Raw genomic sequence first — 15,878 nt, 5'->3', positions numbered from 1 at the left:
GGCCAGGGTGCAGTCTGTCCGGAAAAGCTCGCGGACAAGCCCGCTCCCACGGCGGAAACCGGCTCGATCAGTCGCGCTCTTCGATCCAGGCGGCCTGGATGGCTTCCAGCACCTTTTCGCCGGCACGCCCCGGCTCGTCGTCGAACTCGGGCAGCTCGGTCACCCAGCGATGCAGGTCGACGAAGTTCACGTAACGCGGGTCCACATCCGGCCTGGTTTCGGCCAGTTGAATGGCGATCTCCAGCACATCCACCCATTTCAGACTCATGGCTCAGTGTCCTTCCGAAACCTGGTTGATGGTGTACTTGGGAATCTCGACCACCAGGTCCTGGTTGTCCACCACGGCCTGGCAGGACAGGCGCGAGGTCGGCTCCAGACCCCAGGCCTTGTCGAGCATGTCGTCCTCCAGCTCGTCGGAGGCTTCAAGCGAGTTGAAGCCCTCGCGGATGACCACGTGACAGGTGGTGCAGGCACAGGATTTCTCGCAGGCGTGCTCGATCTCGATGCCGTTGCGCAGCGCCGCGTCCAGCACGGTTTCGCCTGGACTGGCCTCGATCACGGCGCCCTCGGGGCAATGTTCTGCGTGGGGCAGGAAAATGATCTGCGGCATGCGGTTATTCCTCGATATCGGTCAGGCTGCGCCCGGCCAGGGCCGCCTTCACGGAGGCATCCATGCGGCGCGCGGCAAAGGCGTCGGTGATCTGGGTCAGGCGTTTGGTCTGCTGTTCGATGGCGGCCAGGTCGCTGCTGTCCAGCAACCCTTGCAGGCGCTCCATCTCGGCGTCGATGACCAGGCGTTCGTCGGCATCCAGCAGGCGCTCGCCATCGGCCTGCAGGGCGGCCTGCACGGCCTCGATCAGGCGCCGCGCATCGACCTGGGCCTCGCGCAGCGCACGGGCCGCCATGTCGTCGCCAGCGTGTTCGAAGGAGTCCTTGAGCATGCGGGCAATCTCGCCATCGGTCAGCCCGTAGGACGGCTTGACCTGGATGCTCGCCTCGACCCCGGAGCTCAGTTCACGGGCGGACACGCTCAGCAGACCGTCGGCATCCACCTGGAAGGTCACGCGGATCTTCGCCGCGCCGGCCACCATCGGCGGAATGCCACGCAGCTCGAAGCGCGCCAGCGAGCGGCCGTCGCGCACCAGCTCGCGCTCGCCCTGCAGCACATGGATCATCATGGCCGTCTGGCCATCCTTGTACGTAGTGAACTCCTGGGCACGCGCCACCGGGATGGTGGTGTTGCGCGGAATCACCTTCTCCATCAGCCCACCCATGGTTTCCAGGCCGAGCGACAGCGGAATCACGTCCAGCAGCAGCAGCTCATCGCCGCCACGCTTGTTGCCAGCCAGCACATCAGCCTGGATGGCGGCACCCACGGCCACCACCTGGTCGGGATCGATATCGGTCAGCGGCTGGCGGCCGAACAGCTCGCCAACCGCCTCGCGCACGCGCGGCACGCGGGTAGACCCGCCGACCATGACCACGGCGGTGACGTCCTCGATGTCCAGCTCGGCATCGCGCACCGCGCGCCGGCAAGCCTTCAGGCTGCGCGCCAGCAATGGGTCGATCAGCGCGTTGAAGGTGTCGCGGCTCAGCTCGCCGCGCCACCCTTCGTGTTCCAGCGCGACGCTATCCTTGGCGCTCAAGGCTTCCTTGGCGGCGCAGGCCACACGCAACAGGCGGCGCTGGGCGCCCGGGTCCAGGTCGCTGGACAGGCCGGCCTGCTCGATGATCCAGCCGGCAATGGCATGGTCGAAGTCGTCGCCGCCCAGCGCGCTGTCGCCGCCGGTGGCCAGCACTTCGAAGACGCCGCGCGACAGGCGCAGGATGGAAATGTCGAAGGTACCGCCGCCCAGGTCGTAGATTGCGACGACACCTTCCGCCTGCTGATCCAGACCATAGGCCACGGCTGCCGCAGTGGGCTCGTTGAGCAGGCGCAGCACGGTGAGTCCGGCCAGCCGCGCGGCGTCCTTGGTCGCCTGCCGCTGGGCGTCGTCGAAATAGGCCGGCACGGTGATCACCGCACCCACCAGCTCGCCACCCAGGGATTCCTCACCGCGCTGGCGCAGCACGCGCAGGATATCCGCCGAGACTTCCACCGGGCTTTTCGGCCCCTGGACGGTCTCGATGAACGGCATGTGCGACTCGCCCTCGGAAAAACGGTAGGGCAACTGCTCGCCCAGCTGCTTGACGTCCTCGATACCGCGTCCCATGAGGCGCTTGACCGACATCACGGTGTTGAACGGATCGCTGGCCGCCGCGGCGCGGGCGTCATGGCCCACCTCGACGCGATCGGCGTGGTAACGCACCGCCGAGGGCAGCAAAAGCCGGCCTTCGGCGTCCGGCAAGGGTTCGGCGCGACCGCTGCGTACGCTGGCCACGAGGGAATTGGTGGTGCCCAGATCAATGCCCACCGCCAGGCGGCGCTGATGCGGTTGCGGGGTTTGTCCGGGTTCGGCGATCTGCAGTAAAACCATGCTTGCCTGCGTATCGAGGACCGCGCCAGTGCGCGGCCGGGTTAATCGTCGAGGCGCTCTTCCAGCTCGCGCACCTCATGGGAGAGCTTGTCGAGGAACTGCATGCGGCGTACCAGGCGCTCGGCCTGCTCGCGCTGCGCATTGTCGTTCCAGCAGGCGGCGAACTGGTCCTCCAGTTGCTGCTGTGCCTGCTTCAGGCGCTGCTTGAAGGTGGCCACACCGGCCAGGTCCAGGCTGTCGCTCAGGTCTTCCAGCTCTTCACGCCAGTGCATCTGCTGCAACAGGAACTGGGGGTCCTGCACAGTGGCTTCCAGCGGCAGCTCATGCCCGTCCAGCGCCAGCAGGTAACGCGCCCGGCGCGGCGCACTGCGCAGCACCTGGTACGCCTCGTTCAGCGCCGCGGAACGCTCAAGCGCCTGGCGCTGCTCGCGCTCGCCGGCATCAGCGAAACGGTCGGGATGGACCGCGCGGGCCAGTTCCCGATAGCGCGCGGCCAGCTCCTGCTGGTCGATGCGAAAGTCCGGCTGCAGCTCGAACAGGGCGAAGTGGCAGGGCGTACCCATGCTCACCTCAGACACTGAAGCTTTCGCCGCAGCCGCATTCGCCACGCACGTTGGGGTTGTTGAACTTGAAGCCTTCGTTCAGGCCTTCCTTGGTGAAGTCCAGCTCGGTGCCATCCAGGTAGACCAGGCTCTTCGGGTCGATGATGACGCGCACGCCATGGCTCTCGAACACCTGATCCTCGGGCTTCAGTTCGTCGACGAACTCCAGCACGTACGCCAGGCCGGAACAACCGGTGGTACGCACCCCCAGGCGGATGCCCACGCCCTTGCCGCGCCCATCCAGGGAACGCTGCACGTGGCGGGCCGCCGCTTCAGTCATGCTGATCGCCATGGCAACCTCCTCAGAGCAGACCCTTCTTGTGCTTGTAGTCGCGCACGGCCGCCTTGATGGCGTCCTCGGCGAGCACAGAGCAGTGGATCTTCACCGGCGGCAATGCCAGCTCTTCGGCGATCATGGTGTTCTTCAGCGCCTCGGCCTCGTCCAGGGTCTTGCCCTTCATCCATTCGGTGGCCAGGGAGCTGGAGGCGATGGCCGAGCCACAGCCATAGGTCTTGAACTTGGCGTCTTCGATGACGCCCGCCTCGTTGACCTTGATCTGCAGGCGCATCACGTCGCCACACGCCGGCGCGCCGACCATGCCGGTGCCGACATCGGGATCCTCGGCGTCGAACTTGCCGACGTTGCGCGGGTTTTCGTAGTGGTCGATGACCTTGTCACTGTAAGCCATGGTGCAACTCCTCTTGAATCACGTGCGGGCAGCGTCTTAATGCGCCTGCCATTCGACCTGGGTCAGGTCGACGCCCTCTTTGTACATGTCCCACAGCGGGGACAGCTCGCGCAGCTTGGCCACGGCCTGACGCACCTTCTGCGCGGCGTAGTCCACTTCTTCCTCGGTGGTGAAGCGGCCGAAGGTGAAGCGGATGGAGCTGTGGGCCAGCTCGTCGTTGCGTCCCAGGGCGCGCAGCACGTAGGACGGTTCCAGGGAGGCGGAGGTACAGGCGGAACCGGAGGAAACCGCCAGGTCCTTGAGCGCCATGATCAGCGACTCGCCTTCCACGTAGTTGAAGCTGAGGTTCAGGTTGTGCGGCACCCGGTGGGCCATGCTGCCGTTGATGTACAGCTCTTCCATGTCCTCGACCTGCTTGAGGAAGCGATCGCGCAGGGCCAGCACGTGGGCGGTGTCCTGGGCCATCTCTTCCCGGGCGATGCGGAACGCCTCGCCCATGCCGACGATCTGGTGAGTCGCCAGGGTGCCGGAACGCATGCCGCGCTCGTGACCGCCGCCGTGCATCTGGGCTTCCAGGCGCACCCGCGGCTTGCGGCGCACGTACAGCGCGCCAATGCCCTTGGGACCGTAGGTCTTGTGGGCAGAGAAGCTCATCAGGTCGACCTTCATGGTTTCCAGGTCGATGGCCACCTTGCCGGTGGACTGGGCGGCGTCCACATGGAACAGGATGCCGCGGGCGCGGGTCAGCTCGCCGATGGCGGCGATGTCGTTGATGGTGCCGATCTCGTTGTTCACATGCATGATCGACACGAGGATGGTGTCGTCGCGCAGCGCCGCCTCGACCATGGCCGGGGTGATGATGCCGTCCTCACCCGGTTCCAGGTAGGTGACTTCGAAGCCTTCGCGCTCCAGCTGGCGGGTGGTGTCCAGCACCGCCTTGTGCTCGATCTTCGAGGTGACGATGTGCTTGCCCTTGCTGGCGTAGAAGTGCGCAACGCCCTTGATGGCCAGGTTGTCGGACTCGGTGGCGCCGGAGGTCCAGACGATCTCGCGGGGATCAGCATTGACCAGGTCGGCCACCTGGCGACGAGCATTTTCCACGGCTTCCTCGGCCTTCCAGCCGAAGACATGGGAGCGCGACGCCGGATTGCCGAAATTCCCTTCCTGGGTCAGGCAATCGCACATCAGCTTCGCCACACGGGGGTCTACCGGGGTGGTGGCGGAGTAATCGAGGTAAATCGGCAACTTCATTGACTCTCTCCTAACAGGCGGCGGCCCACTCATTCCACGGCGGACGCTTCAATCTTGTCGAGTTGCGGCTTCTTGCCGGTGGTGCAGCGCTGGTCCTGACGCCGGGATACTTCCTGCACCTCGCTGCGACCCACCAGGTCGGCCAGGCTGATGCCACTCAAAAATTCATGGATGCGCTCGCTCAGATCGCACCACAGGTGATGGGTAAGACAGGTGTCACCGGAGTGGCAGTCACCCAGGCCCTGGCAGCGCGTGGCATCCACCGATTCGTTGACGGCGTCGATCACTTCGGCGACCTGGATGTCGCGGGTGTCACGGGAAAGGTAGTAGCCGCCGCCGGGCCCACGGACACTGGTGACCAGCTCGTTGCGCCGCAGCTTGGCGAAGAGCTGTTCCAGGTAGGACAGGGAAATGCCCTGACGCTCGGAGATGTCGGCCAGGGAAACCGGCCCCTGCTGCGCATGCAGGGCCAGGTCGAGCATGGCGGTGACGGCGTAACGGCCTTTGGTGGTGAGTCGCATCGCGGGGTACCACAGGTTCGCTGGAATGGGCGCAAGTATCCAATTTCCGAGTATTTGAGTCAACTATAAGACCCATTGAAATACTCGGATTTACCAGCGGAAAGCGGCCGGCATGATAGCAGGCCGCTGCTGGCAGCGCATCAACCCTGGGCGCCAGGCTCCCGGCTCTCGCCGCGCATCTCTTCCTTGATCTCGACAAAATCCTCGTCACGCAGCGCCGGCAGCTCGCCGCAGCAGTAGCCAAGCGCCTTGAGGGCGCGGTTCATTTCCTCAAGACGGCCATCCACGGCATGCAGGTGATCCAGCAGTTGACCGATGGCCTTGGTGACCGGGTCCGGCATGTTTTCGCCGACCGCGTAGGCCTCGAATCCGTACTTCTCGGCGATGGCCTTGCGCTTGGCCTGCTCCTCGCCACTGGTCTTGACCACCACCCGCCCCGGGTTGCCGACCACCGTGACACCCGCTGGCACCGGCTTGGTGACCACCGCGTTGGAACCGACCTTGGCGCCTGCCCCCACGGTAAACGGCCCGAGGATCTTCGCCCCCGCGCCGACGATGACGCCGTCCTCCAGGGTGGGATGTCGCTTGCCCTTGTTCCAGCTGGTGCCGCCCAGGGTGACGCCATGGTAGAGGGTCACGTCGTCGCCGATCTCGGCGGTCTCGCCGATGACCACGCCCATGCCATGGTCGATGAAGAAGCGCCGGCCGATCTTCGCCCCCGGGTGGATCTCGATGCCGGTCAGCCAGCGCCCGAGGTGCGAGACCAACCGCGCCAGCAGGCGCCAATCCGCACGCCACAGCCGGTGTGCCAGCCGATGCATCCACACCGCGTGCAGGCCGGGGTAGCACAACAGCACCTCGAGCACGCTTCGGGCCGCCGGGTCGCGGCTGAACACGCTCCGGATATCCTCACGCATGCGATCAAACATCATCTGGTCTCCGCTTGTGGGGCTCGCCCCGCGCCACCTTCTGGGTCTCGGTGAGAATGCCGCGCAGGATATTCATCTCCAGCTTGCTGATGCCGCTGCGACCGTACAGCCGCCGCAGCCGGGCCATCAGATGGCGCGGCTTCTGCGGATCGAGGAAGCCGATTTCCACCAACGTCTGCTCGAGGTGTTCGAAATAACGTTCCAGCTCGTCCATGGTGACCGGCCGAGTATCCAGGATGGCCGTGGCTTCCACCTTCTCCATCTTGGTCGGCGCGCCCTGGGCGGCCAGCCACGCCATGCGCACTTCGTAGGTCAGCACCTGCACCGCAGCCGCCAGGTTCAGCGAACCGAACTCCGGATCGGAGGGAATGTGCACGTGAAACTGGCAGCGCTGCAATTCCTCGTTGGTCAGGCCGGCGTATTCGCGACCGAATACCAGCGCCACCTCGCCCCCCAGCGCCACCTGTTCAAGACTCTTGCTCGCACACTCGCGCGGATCGAGCAGCGGCCAGGGAATGCGCCGGTCGCGCGCACTGGTGCCCAGCACCAGGCTACAACCGACCAGAGCCTCCTCAAGCGTGGACACCACCTGGGCATTGTCCAGCAGGTCATTGGCGCCGGATGCCCGCGCCAGCGCCTTGGGACTGGGAAACTCCTCGGGATCGACCAGCACCAGACGGGAAAGCCCCATGTTCTTCATGGCACGGGCCGCCCCGCCGATGTTGCCGGGATGGCTGGTATTGACCAGCACCACGCGGATGTTCTGTAGCACGCCCTGATCCACCTGAGAAAACGGAAGGGGCAGAATCTTAGCCGATGGCGGTTCCCGCTCGCCACGCAACATTGGCGATTCCCCCGGCGCCCTGCCCGCCACTGCGATACCCGACGGTCAATGCCACTCACGCGTCTGCCTGGCTTTCTGTTAGAATTCGCGGCTTTCTTTAACAGCCCAGGTGTTTCCCCCCATGCAGCCCATGCTGAACATCGCCTTGCGCGCTGCGCGCAGCGCCGGTGAACTGATCTTCCGCTCCATCGAACGCCTGGATGCCATCTCGGCCAACGAGAAGGAAGCCAAGGATTACGTCAGCGAAATCGACCTTGCCGCAGAACAATGCATCATCAACCTGCTGCGCAAGTCCTATCCGAACCACGGCTTCAAGGGCGAGGAAAGCGGCGAGATCGCCGGCACCGGCGAAGGCGCCGACTATCAGTGGATCATCGATCCGCTGGACGGCACCACCAACTTCCTGCGCGGCGTACCGCATTTCGCCGTCAGCATCGCCTGCAAGTACAAGGGTCGCCTGGAACACGCCGTGGTGCTCGACCCGGTACGCCAGGAAGAATTCACCGCCAGCCGTGGCCGCGGTGCCGCGCTGAACGGCCGCCGCATCCGCGTCAGTAGCCGCAAGAGCCTGGAAGGCGCACTGCTGGGCACCGGCTTCCCGTTCCGCGACAGCCAGCTCGACCACCTGGACAACTACCTGGGCATGTTCCGCAGCCTGGTAGGCGACACCGCCGGTATCCGCCGCGCTGGCGCCGCCAGCCTGGACCTGGCCTACGTGGCTGCAGGCCGCTATGACGCCTTCTGGGAATTCGGCCTGTCCGAGTGGGACATGGCAGCCGGCGTGCTGCTGATTCAGGAAGCGGGCGGCCTGGTGAGCGACTTCACCGGCGGCCATGAGTTCCTCGACAAGGGCCACATCGTGGCGGGCAACACCAAGTGCTTCAAGGCAGTGCTCACCGCCATCCAGCCGCACCTGTGGCCGAGCCTCAAGCGCCAGCTGTGATGATCAGCCGAAAATGAAAAAAGCGCCCGAGGGCGCTTTTTTCATTTTCATTTCTGCAGGTTCGATTACGGCTGCTCGGCGAGCACCAACTGGCCGTCGCGCACCGGAATCTGCGCCCCCGGATCGCGATCCATGCGCACGCGGCCGTGCTGACCACCCAGCTCATAGCTGACGTCGTAGCCAACCACCTTTTCGTGGGTATCCTGCACCGTCTCGCAGCGGGTTTCGGTGGTGATGTAAGTGTCGCTGGCCTGCATGCGCTCCTGCGCCTTGTTGCCAACGTAGCCGCCACCTACCGCACCGGCCACGGTGGCCAGCTTCTTGCCGCTCCCGCCACCGACCTGATTGCCCAGCAGACCGCCGACCACCGCTCCGATGGCGGTGCCAGCGATCTGGTGCTGATCCTGTACCGGTCGCTGATGGGTGACGGCGACGTCACGGCAGACCTGACGCGGGGTGCGCTGGGTTTCCTTCACCGGAGAAACGTCCAGCACGGTGGCGAACTTCGGCTCGCGATCTCCCGCCCATTGATAGGTCGCCAGCGCGCCGCCTGCCGTTACGCCAACGGCACCAAGCACCGCGCCGACGATCATCGATTTCTTCACAGCCACCTCCAATGCACACAGGTTCGAAAATCCGAGCCTTGGACAGAAGGTGGCTACGCCGGTTCAGGGCCTTTCGTCGACCGCCTCTTCGCTGGCCGGCGGAATCAGGTCCTCGCTGGTCAGCTTCAGCCAGACGAGCACCGTGGCGCCGATGTAAACCGACGAGTAGGTGCCCACCACCACGCCGATCAGCAGGGCAACGGCGAAACCGGCCAGTACGTCGCCACCCCAGACCAGCAGGGCGATCAGCGCCAGCGCGGTGGAGAACGACGTGGCCATGGTGCGCAGCAGGGTCTGGGTGACCGAGATGTCGATGTTCTCGACCAGGCTGGCCTTGCGCAACACGCGGAAGTTCTCGCGGATGCGGTCGTAGATGATGATGGTGTCGTTCAGCGAGTAGCCGATCATCGCCAGCACCGCAGCCAGCACCGTCAGGTCGAACGGCACTTCCAGCAGCGCCAGCAGGCCCAGGGTGAGGATGGTGTCGTGGGCCAGCGAGGCGATGGCGCCCACGCCGAACTTCCACTGGAAGCGGAACGCCAGGTACACCAGGATGCCGCCGAGGGCCAGCAGCATGGCCAGGCCGCCCTGGTCGCGCAGCTCCTCACCCACCTGAGGACCGACGAACTCGACACGCTTGATCTCGAAGCGCGCGGCCGGGTCGATGACACGCAGCGCTTCGCCCACCTTGGCGCCCAGCTGCGGGTCGTCGCCGGCCATGCGGATCAGCACGTCGGTGGTGGCGCCGAAGCTCTGCACCACCGCATCGGTGTAGCCCGCCTGCCCCAGTTCGCGCTTGATGCGCTCCAGGTCAGCCGGCTGCTCGTACTGCAGCTCGATCAGGGTGCCGCCGGTGAAGTCCAGGCCGAAGTTGAGACCCTTGACCGCCAGCGCGGCGATGCCCACGACGGTCAGGATCAGCGTGATGGCGAACGCAAGATTGCGGATCGCCATGAAGGGAATGGTTTTCTTGATCACGGCCTGGCCCTCAGATCCACAGTTTCTTCACGTTGCGACCGCCGAAGAGCAGGTTGACCTGGCCGCGCGTGAACATGATGGCGGTGAACATCGAGGTCAGGATGCCGAGCGACAGCGTGACCGCGAAGCCCTTGACCGGCCCGGTACCGAGTGCGAACAGGATGGCGCCGACCAGCAGGGTGGTCAGGTTACTGTCGATGATCGCCGTGTAGGCACGATCGAAGCCCTCATGAATGGCGCGCTGCACCGACAGGCCATTCTTCAGTTCCTCGCGGATCCGCGAATAGATCAGCACGTTGGCGTCCACCGCCATACCCAGCGTCAGCACGATACCGGCGATGCCCGGCAGGGTCAGCGTGGCGCCGATCACCGACATCAGGCCGACCAGCAGCACCAGGTTGAACGCCAGCGCGACGGTGGCCAGGATGCCGAAGAACTTGTAGACGAGGATGACGAACAGCGAGACCAGGATCAGCGCCCACCAGGTGGACTCGATACCCTTGGCGATGTTCTCGGCACCCAGGCTCGGGCCGATGGTGCGCTCCTCGGCGAAGTACATCGGCGCGGCCAGACCGCCGGCGCGCAGCAGCAGCGCCAGCTCGGAGGACTCGCCCTGACCGTCCAGGCCGGTAATGCGGAACTGACTGCCCAGGGCCGACTGAATGGTGGCCAGGGAAATGATCTTCTTCTCTTCACGGAAGCTCTGTACCGCCACTTCCTGTTCGACGCCGTCGACCAGCTCCTTGACATAGCGGGTCACCGGACGCTGCTCGATGAACAGCACCGCCATGCTGCGCCCGACGTTGTTGCGGGTGGCACGGTTCATCAGCTCGCCGCCGTGCCCGTCCAGACGAATGTTCACCTGCGGGCGACCGTTCTCGTCATAGCTGGCTTGCGCGTCGGTCACCTGGTCACCAGTGATGATCACGCTGCGCTCCAGTGCCACCGGAGCACGGCCTTCCTCGCGGAAATCGAAGGTCTCGGTGGTGGCGCGCGCGGCATCCGGCTCGGCAGCCAGACGGAACTCCAGGCTGGCCGTCTTGCCGAGAATCCGCTTGGCCTCGGCGGTGTCCTGCACACCCGGCAGCTCGACCACGATGCGATTGGCGCCCTGACGCTGCACCAACGGCTCGGCCACGCCGAGCTCGTTGACGCGGTTGCGCACGGTGGTGAGGTTCTGCTTGATGGAGTATTCGCGGATATCGGCCAGGGTGGCTGGCGTCAGCGCGACATTGAGCACCTGCAGCTGGTTGCGCACGCTGCTGGTCAGCTCGAAATCGGTGAAGGTCTTGCGGATCAGGCTCTGGGCCCGGTCGAGACTTTCGCTGTCGGTGAAACCCAACTGGAAGGCATTGTCGCTGCCCGGCATGCTGCGATAGCGGATGCGCTCCTTGCGCAGCAGGCTCTTGACCTCGCCTTCATAGACTTTCAGGCGCGCGTCGATGGCCTTGTCCATGTCCACTTCCAGCAGGAAATGCACGCCGCCGGACAGGTCCAGACCCAGCTTCATCGGCGAGGCGCCAATGCTGCGCAGCCAGTCGGGCGTGGTGGGCGCCAGGTTGAGCGCGACCACGTACTCATCACCCAGGGTCTTGCGAACCACGTCCTTGGCAGGCAACTGGTCGCCGAGCCGGGTCAGGCGCAGCAGGCCACCGCGCTCGGAGACTTCGGTGGCCTTGACCGTAATGCCCGCCGCGCGCAGCGCTTCGGCAGCCCGCTCGACCGTTACCTCATCGATACGCAGCGCCGTGCTGGTGCCGGTGATCTGGATCGAAGGGTCATCGGGATACAAATTGGGCGCGGAATACACCAGGCCTAGGGCCAGGACCGCGAGAATCAGCAGATATTTCCACAGGGGATATTTGTTCAGCATGACGCCGCCCGCTCAAAGAGCGGGGCGCCTAGGCGCCCCGCAAGAAAGTAACTCGTGAAGCCTGAACGGGCGGCTCAGCCTCCAGGAAGGCAGCGACACATGCGAACAGCGCCGTTCCTGGCGGGTGCCACCCGACAGGATCAGATGGCCTTCAGCGTGCCCTTGGGCAGGGTCGCTACGATGGCGGCCTTCTGGAACTTCAACTCGACGTTGTCGGCCACTTCCAGCACCACGAAGTCATCGGCAACCTTGACCACCTTGCCGGTCATGCCGCCGCCGGTGACCACTTCGTCGCCCTTCTGCAGGCCGGCCAGCAGGTTCTTGTGCTCCTTGGCACGCTTGGCCTGGGGGCGCCAGATCATCAGGTAGAAGATGACCACGAAGCCCACGAGCATCAGAATGCCCATCATGTCGGAACCCGGAGCTGCAGCGCCCGGTGCGGCCTGGGCGTAGGCGGCGGGAATGAAAAAGCTCATGTAACACTCCTGTTGCAGGGATGGTTTCTACGGTTTCAATACGGATTCATTCAGTCCAGCGGCGGGGCTGGCAGACCGCGCCGGGCATAGAAGGCATCGACAAAGGCGGCCAATGTACCTTGTTGGATGGCGTCGCGTAAACCGGCCATCAGACGCTGGTAATAGCGCAGATTGTGGATGGTATTCAGCATGCTTCCGAGCATTTCCCCGCATTTGTCCAGGTGATGCAGGTAGGCGCGGGAGAAGTGTTTGCAGGTGTAACAGTCGCAACCCGGATCCAGCGGCGAATCGTCATGGCGATGCACGGCGTTGCGGATCTTGACGATCCCGCCAGTGACGAACAGGTGGCCGTTGCGTGCGTTGCGGGTCGGCATCACGCAATCGAACATGTCCACGCCCCGGCGCACGCCCTCGACCAGGTCTTCAGGCTTGCCGACGCCCATCAGGTAACGCGGCTTGTCGGCCGGCATGTGCGGCGGCAGGAAGTCCAGCACACGGATCATCTCCTCCTTCGGCTCGCCCACCGACAAGCCGCCGATGGCCAGGCCATCGAAGCCGATCTCCATCAGGCCCTCCAGCGAGCGCAGTCGCAGGTCTTCGTGCATGCCGCCCTGCACGATGCCGAACAACGCCGAGGGATTGTCGCCATGCGCCATCTTCGAGCGCTTGGCCCAGCGCAGCGAAAGCTCCATGGAGCGGCGCGCGGTGTCATGGTCCGCCGGGTACGGCGTGCACTCGTCGAAGATCATCACGATGTCCGAACCCAGGTCGCGCTGCACCTGCATCGACTCCTCGGGCCCCATGAACACCTTGGCGCCGTCCACCGGCGAGGAGAAATACACCCCCTCTTCCTTGATCTTGCGCATCTCGCCGAGGCTGAAGACCTGGAAACCGCCGGAGTCGGTGAGGATCGGTCCCTGCCATTGCATGAAATTGTGCAGATCACCGTGTGCCTTGATGACCTCGGTACCCGGACGCAGCCAGAGGTGGAAGGTGTTGCCGAGAATGATCTGCGCGCCGATGGCCTCGATATCGCGCGGCAGCATGCCCTTCACGGTGCCGTAGGTGCCCACCGGCATGAACGCCGGTGTTTCCACCGTGCCACGCGGGAAGGTCAGGCGCCCGCGCCGGGCCTTGCCCTCGGTGGCGAGCACGTCGAAGTTCATGTGACAGGTACGGGTCATGGGTGATCCTCGGGACCGCGCGGGGCGGGATTGCGGGTGATGAACATGGCATCACCGTAACTGAAGAAGCGATAGCCTTCTTCCACCGCCGCGCGGTAGGCCGCCATGGTTTCCGGATAGCCGGCAAAGGCGGAAACCAGCATCAGCAGGGTGGACTCCGGCAAGTGGAAATTGGTGACCAGGGCATCCACCACATGGAACGGCTTACCCGGGTACAGGAAGATGTCGGTGTCGCCACTGAACGGCTTGATCTTGCCCTCGCGCGCCGCGCTTTCCAGGGAACGCACGCTGGTGGTGCCCACGGCAATGACGCGACCGCCGCGCGCCTTGCAGGCGTTCACCGCATCCACCACATCCTGACTGACTTCCAGCCATTCGCGGTGCATATGGTGCTCCTCGATGCGCTCGACGCGCACCGGCTGGAAGGTGCCGGCTCCGACGTGCAGGGTCACGAAGGCGGTTTCCACGCCTTTCTCGCGAATCGCCTCGAGCAATGGCTCGTCGAAGTGCAGCCCGGCGGTCGGCGCGGCGACCGCGCCGGCACGCTCGGCGTACACCGTCTGGTAACGCTCGCGGTCGGCCGTGTCATCGGGCCGATCTATATAAGGAGGCAACGGCATGTGGCCGATCCGCTCCAGCAGCGGCAGCAGCGGCTGGTCGAAACGTAGCTCGAACAGCGCGTCATGGCGCGCGAGCATCTCGGCCTCGCCGCCACCCTCCAGCAGAATGCGACTGCCGGGCTTGGGGGACTTGCTGGCGCGCACATGGGCCAGCGCACGGTGCTCGTCGAGCACCCGCTCGATGAGGATCTCCAATTGACCGCCGGTCGCCTTGCGCCCGAACAAGCGTGCGGGAATCACCCGGGTATTGTTGAACACCATCAGGTCGCCGGGACGCAGATAGCCAAGCAGGTCTGCGAACTGGCGATGAGCCAGGGCTCCACTCGGGCCATCCAGCACCAACAGGCGACTGGCGCGGCGCTGCGCGAGCGGATGGCGGGCGATCAGAGCATCGGGAAGGTCGAAATGAAAGTCGGAAACGCGCATGGTGAGGCCGTCTTGCAGGGGCGCAAAGCTTAACGGAAATGCCTGGAGCTGGCCATGCGAGCCGATTGACCGGCTGGCTTGGCCTCCCTATACTGCGCGCCCATTGCCTTGGTGGCGGAATGGTAGACGCAGCGGATTCAAAATCCGCCGTTGGCGACAACGTGAGAGTTCGAGTCTCTCCCAAGGCACCAGTCCGATAAGAAAATGCCCTTTTTCTATCCCCCGGCCGGGCCTGCCCGACCGTCCTTCCGCGTCAAGTCTCGACCCCGATACGACCGCCTCGACGGCCCAGTTGTAGCTTTTTCCCCGGAGCATTCCGGCCGTCGTCATAAAGGTGCCGAGCGGGGGGTTGGCATTTGCCCGAAACTTCCGTAGAGTGCGCTCACTGTTTGCATGGGTCGCTGTTGAATCGTGACCTGGTGCGGTAGATCTTGACGATTTGCTTCATCCCGCTCGACTTCTCTTATCTCCTGCAACCAGTTCCAGCTCCCTGTTGTCACAGGGACTGCCATCCACTCTAGTTTCAAGGAAATAAAGACATGTCGAATCGTCAAACCGGCACCGTCAAATGGTTCAACGATGAGAAGGGCTTCGGCTTCATCACCCCCGAAAGCGGTCCGGATCTGTTCGTGCACTTCCGTGCTATCGAAGGCAGCGGTTTCCGCAGCCTGAAGGAAGGCCAGAAGGTTACCTTCGAAGCCGTCCAGGGCCAGAAGGGCATGCAGGCTGACAAGGTCCAGGTTCTGGGCTAAGCAGCACGCAACACCCGAAGCCTCCGATGGAAACATCGGGGGCTTTTTTGTGCCCGCCGTAAACGCAGCCAAGCAGCCAGGCGACTCGCCATCGGGCGCCGACAGCCCCTAGAATGGCGGTCGCTTTTTCATCGACGAGCTTCCCATGGCAACTGCAAAACGCATGCTCCAGCCCAGCGGCGCGTTCCCGGCCGCCGGCTTCGGTCGCCGAATGGCCGCACTCTTCTACGATTTCCTGCTCTGCGTGGCCCTGGTGATGGTGGTCACCCTGCTCTACCAGCAAGGCGTGCTGCGCCTGATCCATGGCGGCGACCAGCTCAAGCTGCTGGCGGAAAGCGGCGGCTTGGACAACGATCCCTTGCTGGCCACGCTGCTGCTGTTCAGCCTGTTCGGCTTCTTCGCCAAGTTCTGGACCTGGAACGGCCAGACCCTCGGCATGCAGGTCTGGGGCATCCGCGTGCAGAACGCCGACGGCTCCGCCATCGATCTCTGGCAGGCGCTGCTGCGCTTCATCGTCGCCATCGGCTCCTGGTTGATCTTCGGCCTGGGCTTCATCTGGATGCTGTGGGACAAGCAGTCGCGCACCTGGCACGACATCTATTCGGAAAGCCGTGTGGTGCAACTGCCGAAGAACGCGCACAAGAAGTGAGGAACGCGGTCTTCCGCGCCCAGCCTCGCAGGGTGGTCAGCGCGCTACCTGGCCACCAT

At 64.5% G+C, this 15,878-nt stretch carries 19 protein-coding genes and 1 tRNA gene; 4 read left to right on the top strand and 16 right to left on the bottom strand.

Annotation, left to right across the window (positions count from 1 at the left end):
- Positions 1 to 67 precede the first annotated feature (67 nt).
- From iscX to trmJ, 10 genes are all read right to left on the bottom strand, one after another.
- Positions 68 to 268, bottom strand: coding sequence for a Fe-S cluster assembly protein IscX (gene iscX / locus PT85_RS04715; RefSeq protein ID WP_027589544.1), 201 nt, complete (start codon positions 266 to 268; stop codon positions 68 to 70).
- 3 nt (positions 269 to 271) lie between these two features.
- Positions 272 to 610 carry an ISC system 2Fe-2S type ferredoxin gene (gene fdx / locus PT85_RS04710; RefSeq protein WP_027589545.1) on the bottom strand — a complete coding sequence of 113 codons (339 nt, stop codon included), beginning with the start codon at positions 608 to 610 and terminating at the stop codon, positions 272 to 274.
- A 4-nt stretch (positions 611 to 614) separates the two neighbouring features.
- Positions 615 to 2,477 carry a Fe-S protein assembly chaperone HscA gene (gene hscA / locus PT85_RS04705; protein WP_027589546.1) on the bottom strand — a complete coding sequence of 621 codons (1,863 nt, stop codon included), beginning with the start codon at positions 2,475 to 2,477 and terminating at the stop codon, positions 615 to 617.
- Positions 2,478 to 2,518: 41 nt separating this feature from the next.
- The gene (gene hscB, locus PT85_RS04700; protein ID WP_027589547.1) at positions 2,519 to 3,040 is read right to left on the bottom strand and encodes a co-chaperone HscB; all 522 of its coding nucleotides are present in this window, start codon (positions 3,038 to 3,040) and stop codon (positions 2,519 to 2,521) included.
- Between the two features lie 7 nt (positions 3,041 to 3,047).
- Positions 3,048 to 3,371: an iron-sulfur cluster assembly protein IscA gene (iscA, locus tag PT85_RS04695; RefSeq protein ID WP_027589548.1), complete on the bottom strand. Its 324-nt coding sequence runs from the start codon at positions 3,369 to 3,371 to the stop codon at positions 3,048 to 3,050.
- A gap of 10 nt (positions 3,372 to 3,381) precedes the next feature.
- Complete coding sequence (iscU, locus tag PT85_RS04690) at positions 3,382 to 3,768, bottom strand: Fe-S cluster assembly scaffold IscU (RefSeq protein ID WP_027589549.1); 387 nt, start codon at positions 3,766 to 3,768, stop codon at positions 3,382 to 3,384.
- Positions 3,769 to 3,804: 36 nt separating this feature from the next.
- Positions 3,805 to 5,019 carry an IscS subfamily cysteine desulfurase gene (locus PT85_RS04685; protein WP_039606079.1) on the bottom strand — a complete coding sequence of 405 codons (1,215 nt, stop codon included), beginning with the start codon at positions 5,017 to 5,019 and terminating at the stop codon, positions 3,805 to 3,807.
- 29 nt (positions 5,020 to 5,048) lie between these two features.
- Positions 5,049 to 5,540 (bottom strand): Fe-S cluster assembly transcriptional regulator IscR, encoded by a 492-nt coding sequence (iscR, locus tag PT85_RS04680; RefSeq protein ID WP_027589551.1) that lies wholly within the window; start codon positions 5,538 to 5,540, stop codon positions 5,049 to 5,051.
- Positions 5,541 to 5,680: 140 nt separating this feature from the next.
- Complete coding sequence (cysE, locus tag PT85_RS04675; RefSeq protein ID WP_027589552.1) at positions 5,681 to 6,469, bottom strand: serine O-acetyltransferase; 789 nt, start codon at positions 6,467 to 6,469, stop codon at positions 5,681 to 5,683.
- Positions 6,462 to 7,241 (bottom strand): tRNA (cytosine(32)/uridine(32)-2'-O)-methyltransferase TrmJ, encoded by a 780-nt coding sequence (trmJ, locus tag PT85_RS04670; RefSeq protein WP_039606359.1) that lies wholly within the window; start codon positions 7,239 to 7,241, stop codon positions 6,462 to 6,464. The genes cysE and trmJ overlap by 8 nt, the downstream gene beginning before the upstream one ends.
- 193 nt (positions 7,242 to 7,434) lie before the next feature.
- On the opposite strand from trmJ, the gene suhB reads away from it, so the two are divergent.
- On the top strand, positions 7,435 to 8,256 hold the full coding sequence (gene suhB, locus PT85_RS04665) for a type III secretion system regulator SuhB (protein ID WP_027589554.1): 822 nt from the start codon (positions 7,435 to 7,437) through the stop codon (positions 8,254 to 8,256).
- Between the two features lie 65 nt (positions 8,257 to 8,321).
- Here the strand turns inward: suhB and PT85_RS04660 are convergent, their stop codons facing one another.
- From PT85_RS04660 to queA, 6 genes are all read right to left on the bottom strand, one after another.
- Complete coding sequence (locus tag PT85_RS04660) at positions 8,322 to 8,861, bottom strand: glycine zipper 2TM domain-containing protein (protein ID WP_039606078.1); 540 nt, start codon at positions 8,859 to 8,861, stop codon at positions 8,322 to 8,324.
- Positions 8,862 to 8,924: 63 nt separating this feature from the next.
- Positions 8,925 to 9,836 carry a protein translocase subunit SecF gene (secF, locus tag PT85_RS04655; protein WP_039606358.1) on the bottom strand — a complete coding sequence of 304 codons (912 nt, stop codon included), beginning with the start codon at positions 9,834 to 9,836 and terminating at the stop codon, positions 8,925 to 8,927.
- 13 nt (positions 9,837 to 9,849) lie between these two features.
- Entirely contained in the window at positions 9,850 to 11,712 is a 1,863-nt protein-coding gene (secD, locus tag PT85_RS04650; protein WP_039606077.1) for a protein translocase subunit SecD, read from the bottom strand.
- Positions 11,713 to 11,852: 140 nt separating this feature from the next.
- Positions 11,853 to 12,188 carry a preprotein translocase subunit YajC gene (gene yajC, locus PT85_RS04645; protein WP_027589558.1) on the bottom strand — a complete coding sequence of 112 codons (336 nt, stop codon included), beginning with the start codon at positions 12,186 to 12,188 and terminating at the stop codon, positions 11,853 to 11,855.
- A gap of 50 nt (positions 12,189 to 12,238) precedes the next feature.
- Entirely contained in the window at positions 12,239 to 13,354 is a 1,116-nt protein-coding gene (gene tgt, locus PT85_RS04640; protein ID WP_139182009.1) for a tRNA guanosine(34) transglycosylase Tgt, read from the bottom strand.
- A gap of 14 nt (positions 13,355 to 13,368) precedes the next feature.
- The gene (queA, locus tag PT85_RS04635) at positions 13,369 to 14,418 is read right to left on the bottom strand and encodes a tRNA preQ1(34) S-adenosylmethionine ribosyltransferase-isomerase QueA (protein ID WP_039606075.1); all 1,050 of its coding nucleotides are present in this window, start codon (positions 14,416 to 14,418) and stop codon (positions 13,369 to 13,371) included.
- Positions 14,419 to 14,523: 105 nt separating this feature from the next.
- Between queA and PT85_RS04630 the strand changes: the two genes are divergently transcribed.
- The 3 genes from PT85_RS04630 (at position 14,524) to PT85_RS04620 (ending at position 15,819) form a co-directional block, all read left to right on the top strand.
- Positions 14,524 to 14,609: transfer RNA gene (locus PT85_RS04630), tRNA-Leu, on the top strand.
- A 348-nt stretch (positions 14,610 to 14,957) separates the two neighbouring features.
- On the top strand, positions 14,958 to 15,170 hold the full coding sequence (locus tag PT85_RS04625; protein ID WP_021700367.1) for a cold-shock protein: 213 nt from the start codon (positions 14,958 to 14,960) through the stop codon (positions 15,168 to 15,170).
- Between the two features lie 145 nt (positions 15,171 to 15,315).
- Complete coding sequence (locus PT85_RS04620) at positions 15,316 to 15,819, top strand: RDD family protein (protein ID WP_037008539.1); 504 nt, start codon at positions 15,316 to 15,318, stop codon at positions 15,817 to 15,819.
- Positions 15,820 to 15,878 lie beyond the last annotated feature (59 nt).

Source organism: Pseudomonas flexibilis, from assembly GCF_000806415.1.
GTDB classification, from domain to species: domain Bacteria; phylum Pseudomonadota; class Gammaproteobacteria; order Pseudomonadales; family Pseudomonadaceae; genus Serpens; species Serpens flexibilis.
The sequence above is the reverse complement of the archived record's forward strand: the minus strand, read 5'-3'. Positions and strand labels throughout refer to the sequence as shown.

Coding starts and splice junctions, on each gene's coding strand:
- suhB (WP_027589554.1), top strand. CDS start 7,435: ATGCAGCCCATGCTGAACATCGCCTTGCGCGCTGCGCGCAGCGCCGGT.
- tgt (WP_139182009.1), bottom strand. CDS start 13,354: ATGAACTTCGACGTGCTCGCCACCGAGGGCAAGGCCCGGCGCGGGCGC.
- cysE (WP_027589552.1), bottom strand. CDS start 6,469: ATGTTTGATCGCATGCGTGAGGATATCCGGAGCGTGTTCAGCCGCGAC.
- hscB (WP_027589547.1), bottom strand. CDS start 3,040: ATGGGTACGCCCTGCCACTTCGCCCTGTTCGAGCTGCAGCCGGACTTT.
- iscR (WP_027589551.1), bottom strand. CDS start 5,540: ATGCGACTCACCACCAAAGGCCGTTACGCCGTCACCGCCATGCTCGAC.
- hscA (WP_027589546.1), bottom strand. CDS start 2,477: ATGGTTTTACTGCAGATCGCCGAACCCGGACAAACCCCGCAACCGCAT.
- queA (WP_039606075.1), bottom strand. CDS start 14,418: ATGCGCGTTTCCGACTTTCATTTCGACCTTCCCGATGCTCTGATCGCC.
- secD (WP_039606077.1), bottom strand. CDS start 11,712: ATGCTGAACAAATATCCCCTGTGGAAATATCTGCTGATTCTCGCGGTC.
- PT85_RS04620 (WP_037008539.1), top strand. CDS start 15,316: ATGGCAACTGCAAAACGCATGCTCCAGCCCAGCGGCGCGTTCCCGGCC.
- yajC (WP_027589558.1), bottom strand. CDS start 12,188: ATGAGCTTTTTCATTCCCGCCGCCTACGCCCAGGCCGCACCGGGCGCT.
- fdx (WP_027589545.1), bottom strand. CDS start 610: ATGCCGCAGATCATTTTCCTGCCCCACGCAGAACATTGCCCCGAGGGC.
- PT85_RS04685 (WP_039606079.1), bottom strand. CDS start 5,019: ATGAAGTTGCCGATTTACCTCGATTACTCCGCCACCACCCCGGTAGAC.
- PT85_RS04625 (WP_021700367.1), top strand. CDS start 14,958: ATGTCGAATCGTCAAACCGGCACCGTCAAATGGTTCAACGATGAGAAG.
- iscA (WP_027589548.1), bottom strand. CDS start 3,371: ATGGCGATCAGCATGACTGAAGCGGCGGCCCGCCACGTGCAGCGTTCC.
- iscU (WP_027589549.1), bottom strand. CDS start 3,768: ATGGCTTACAGTGACAAGGTCATCGACCACTACGAAAACCCGCGCAAC.
- iscX (WP_027589544.1), bottom strand. CDS start 268: ATGAGTCTGAAATGGGTGGATGTGCTGGAGATCGCCATTCAACTGGCC.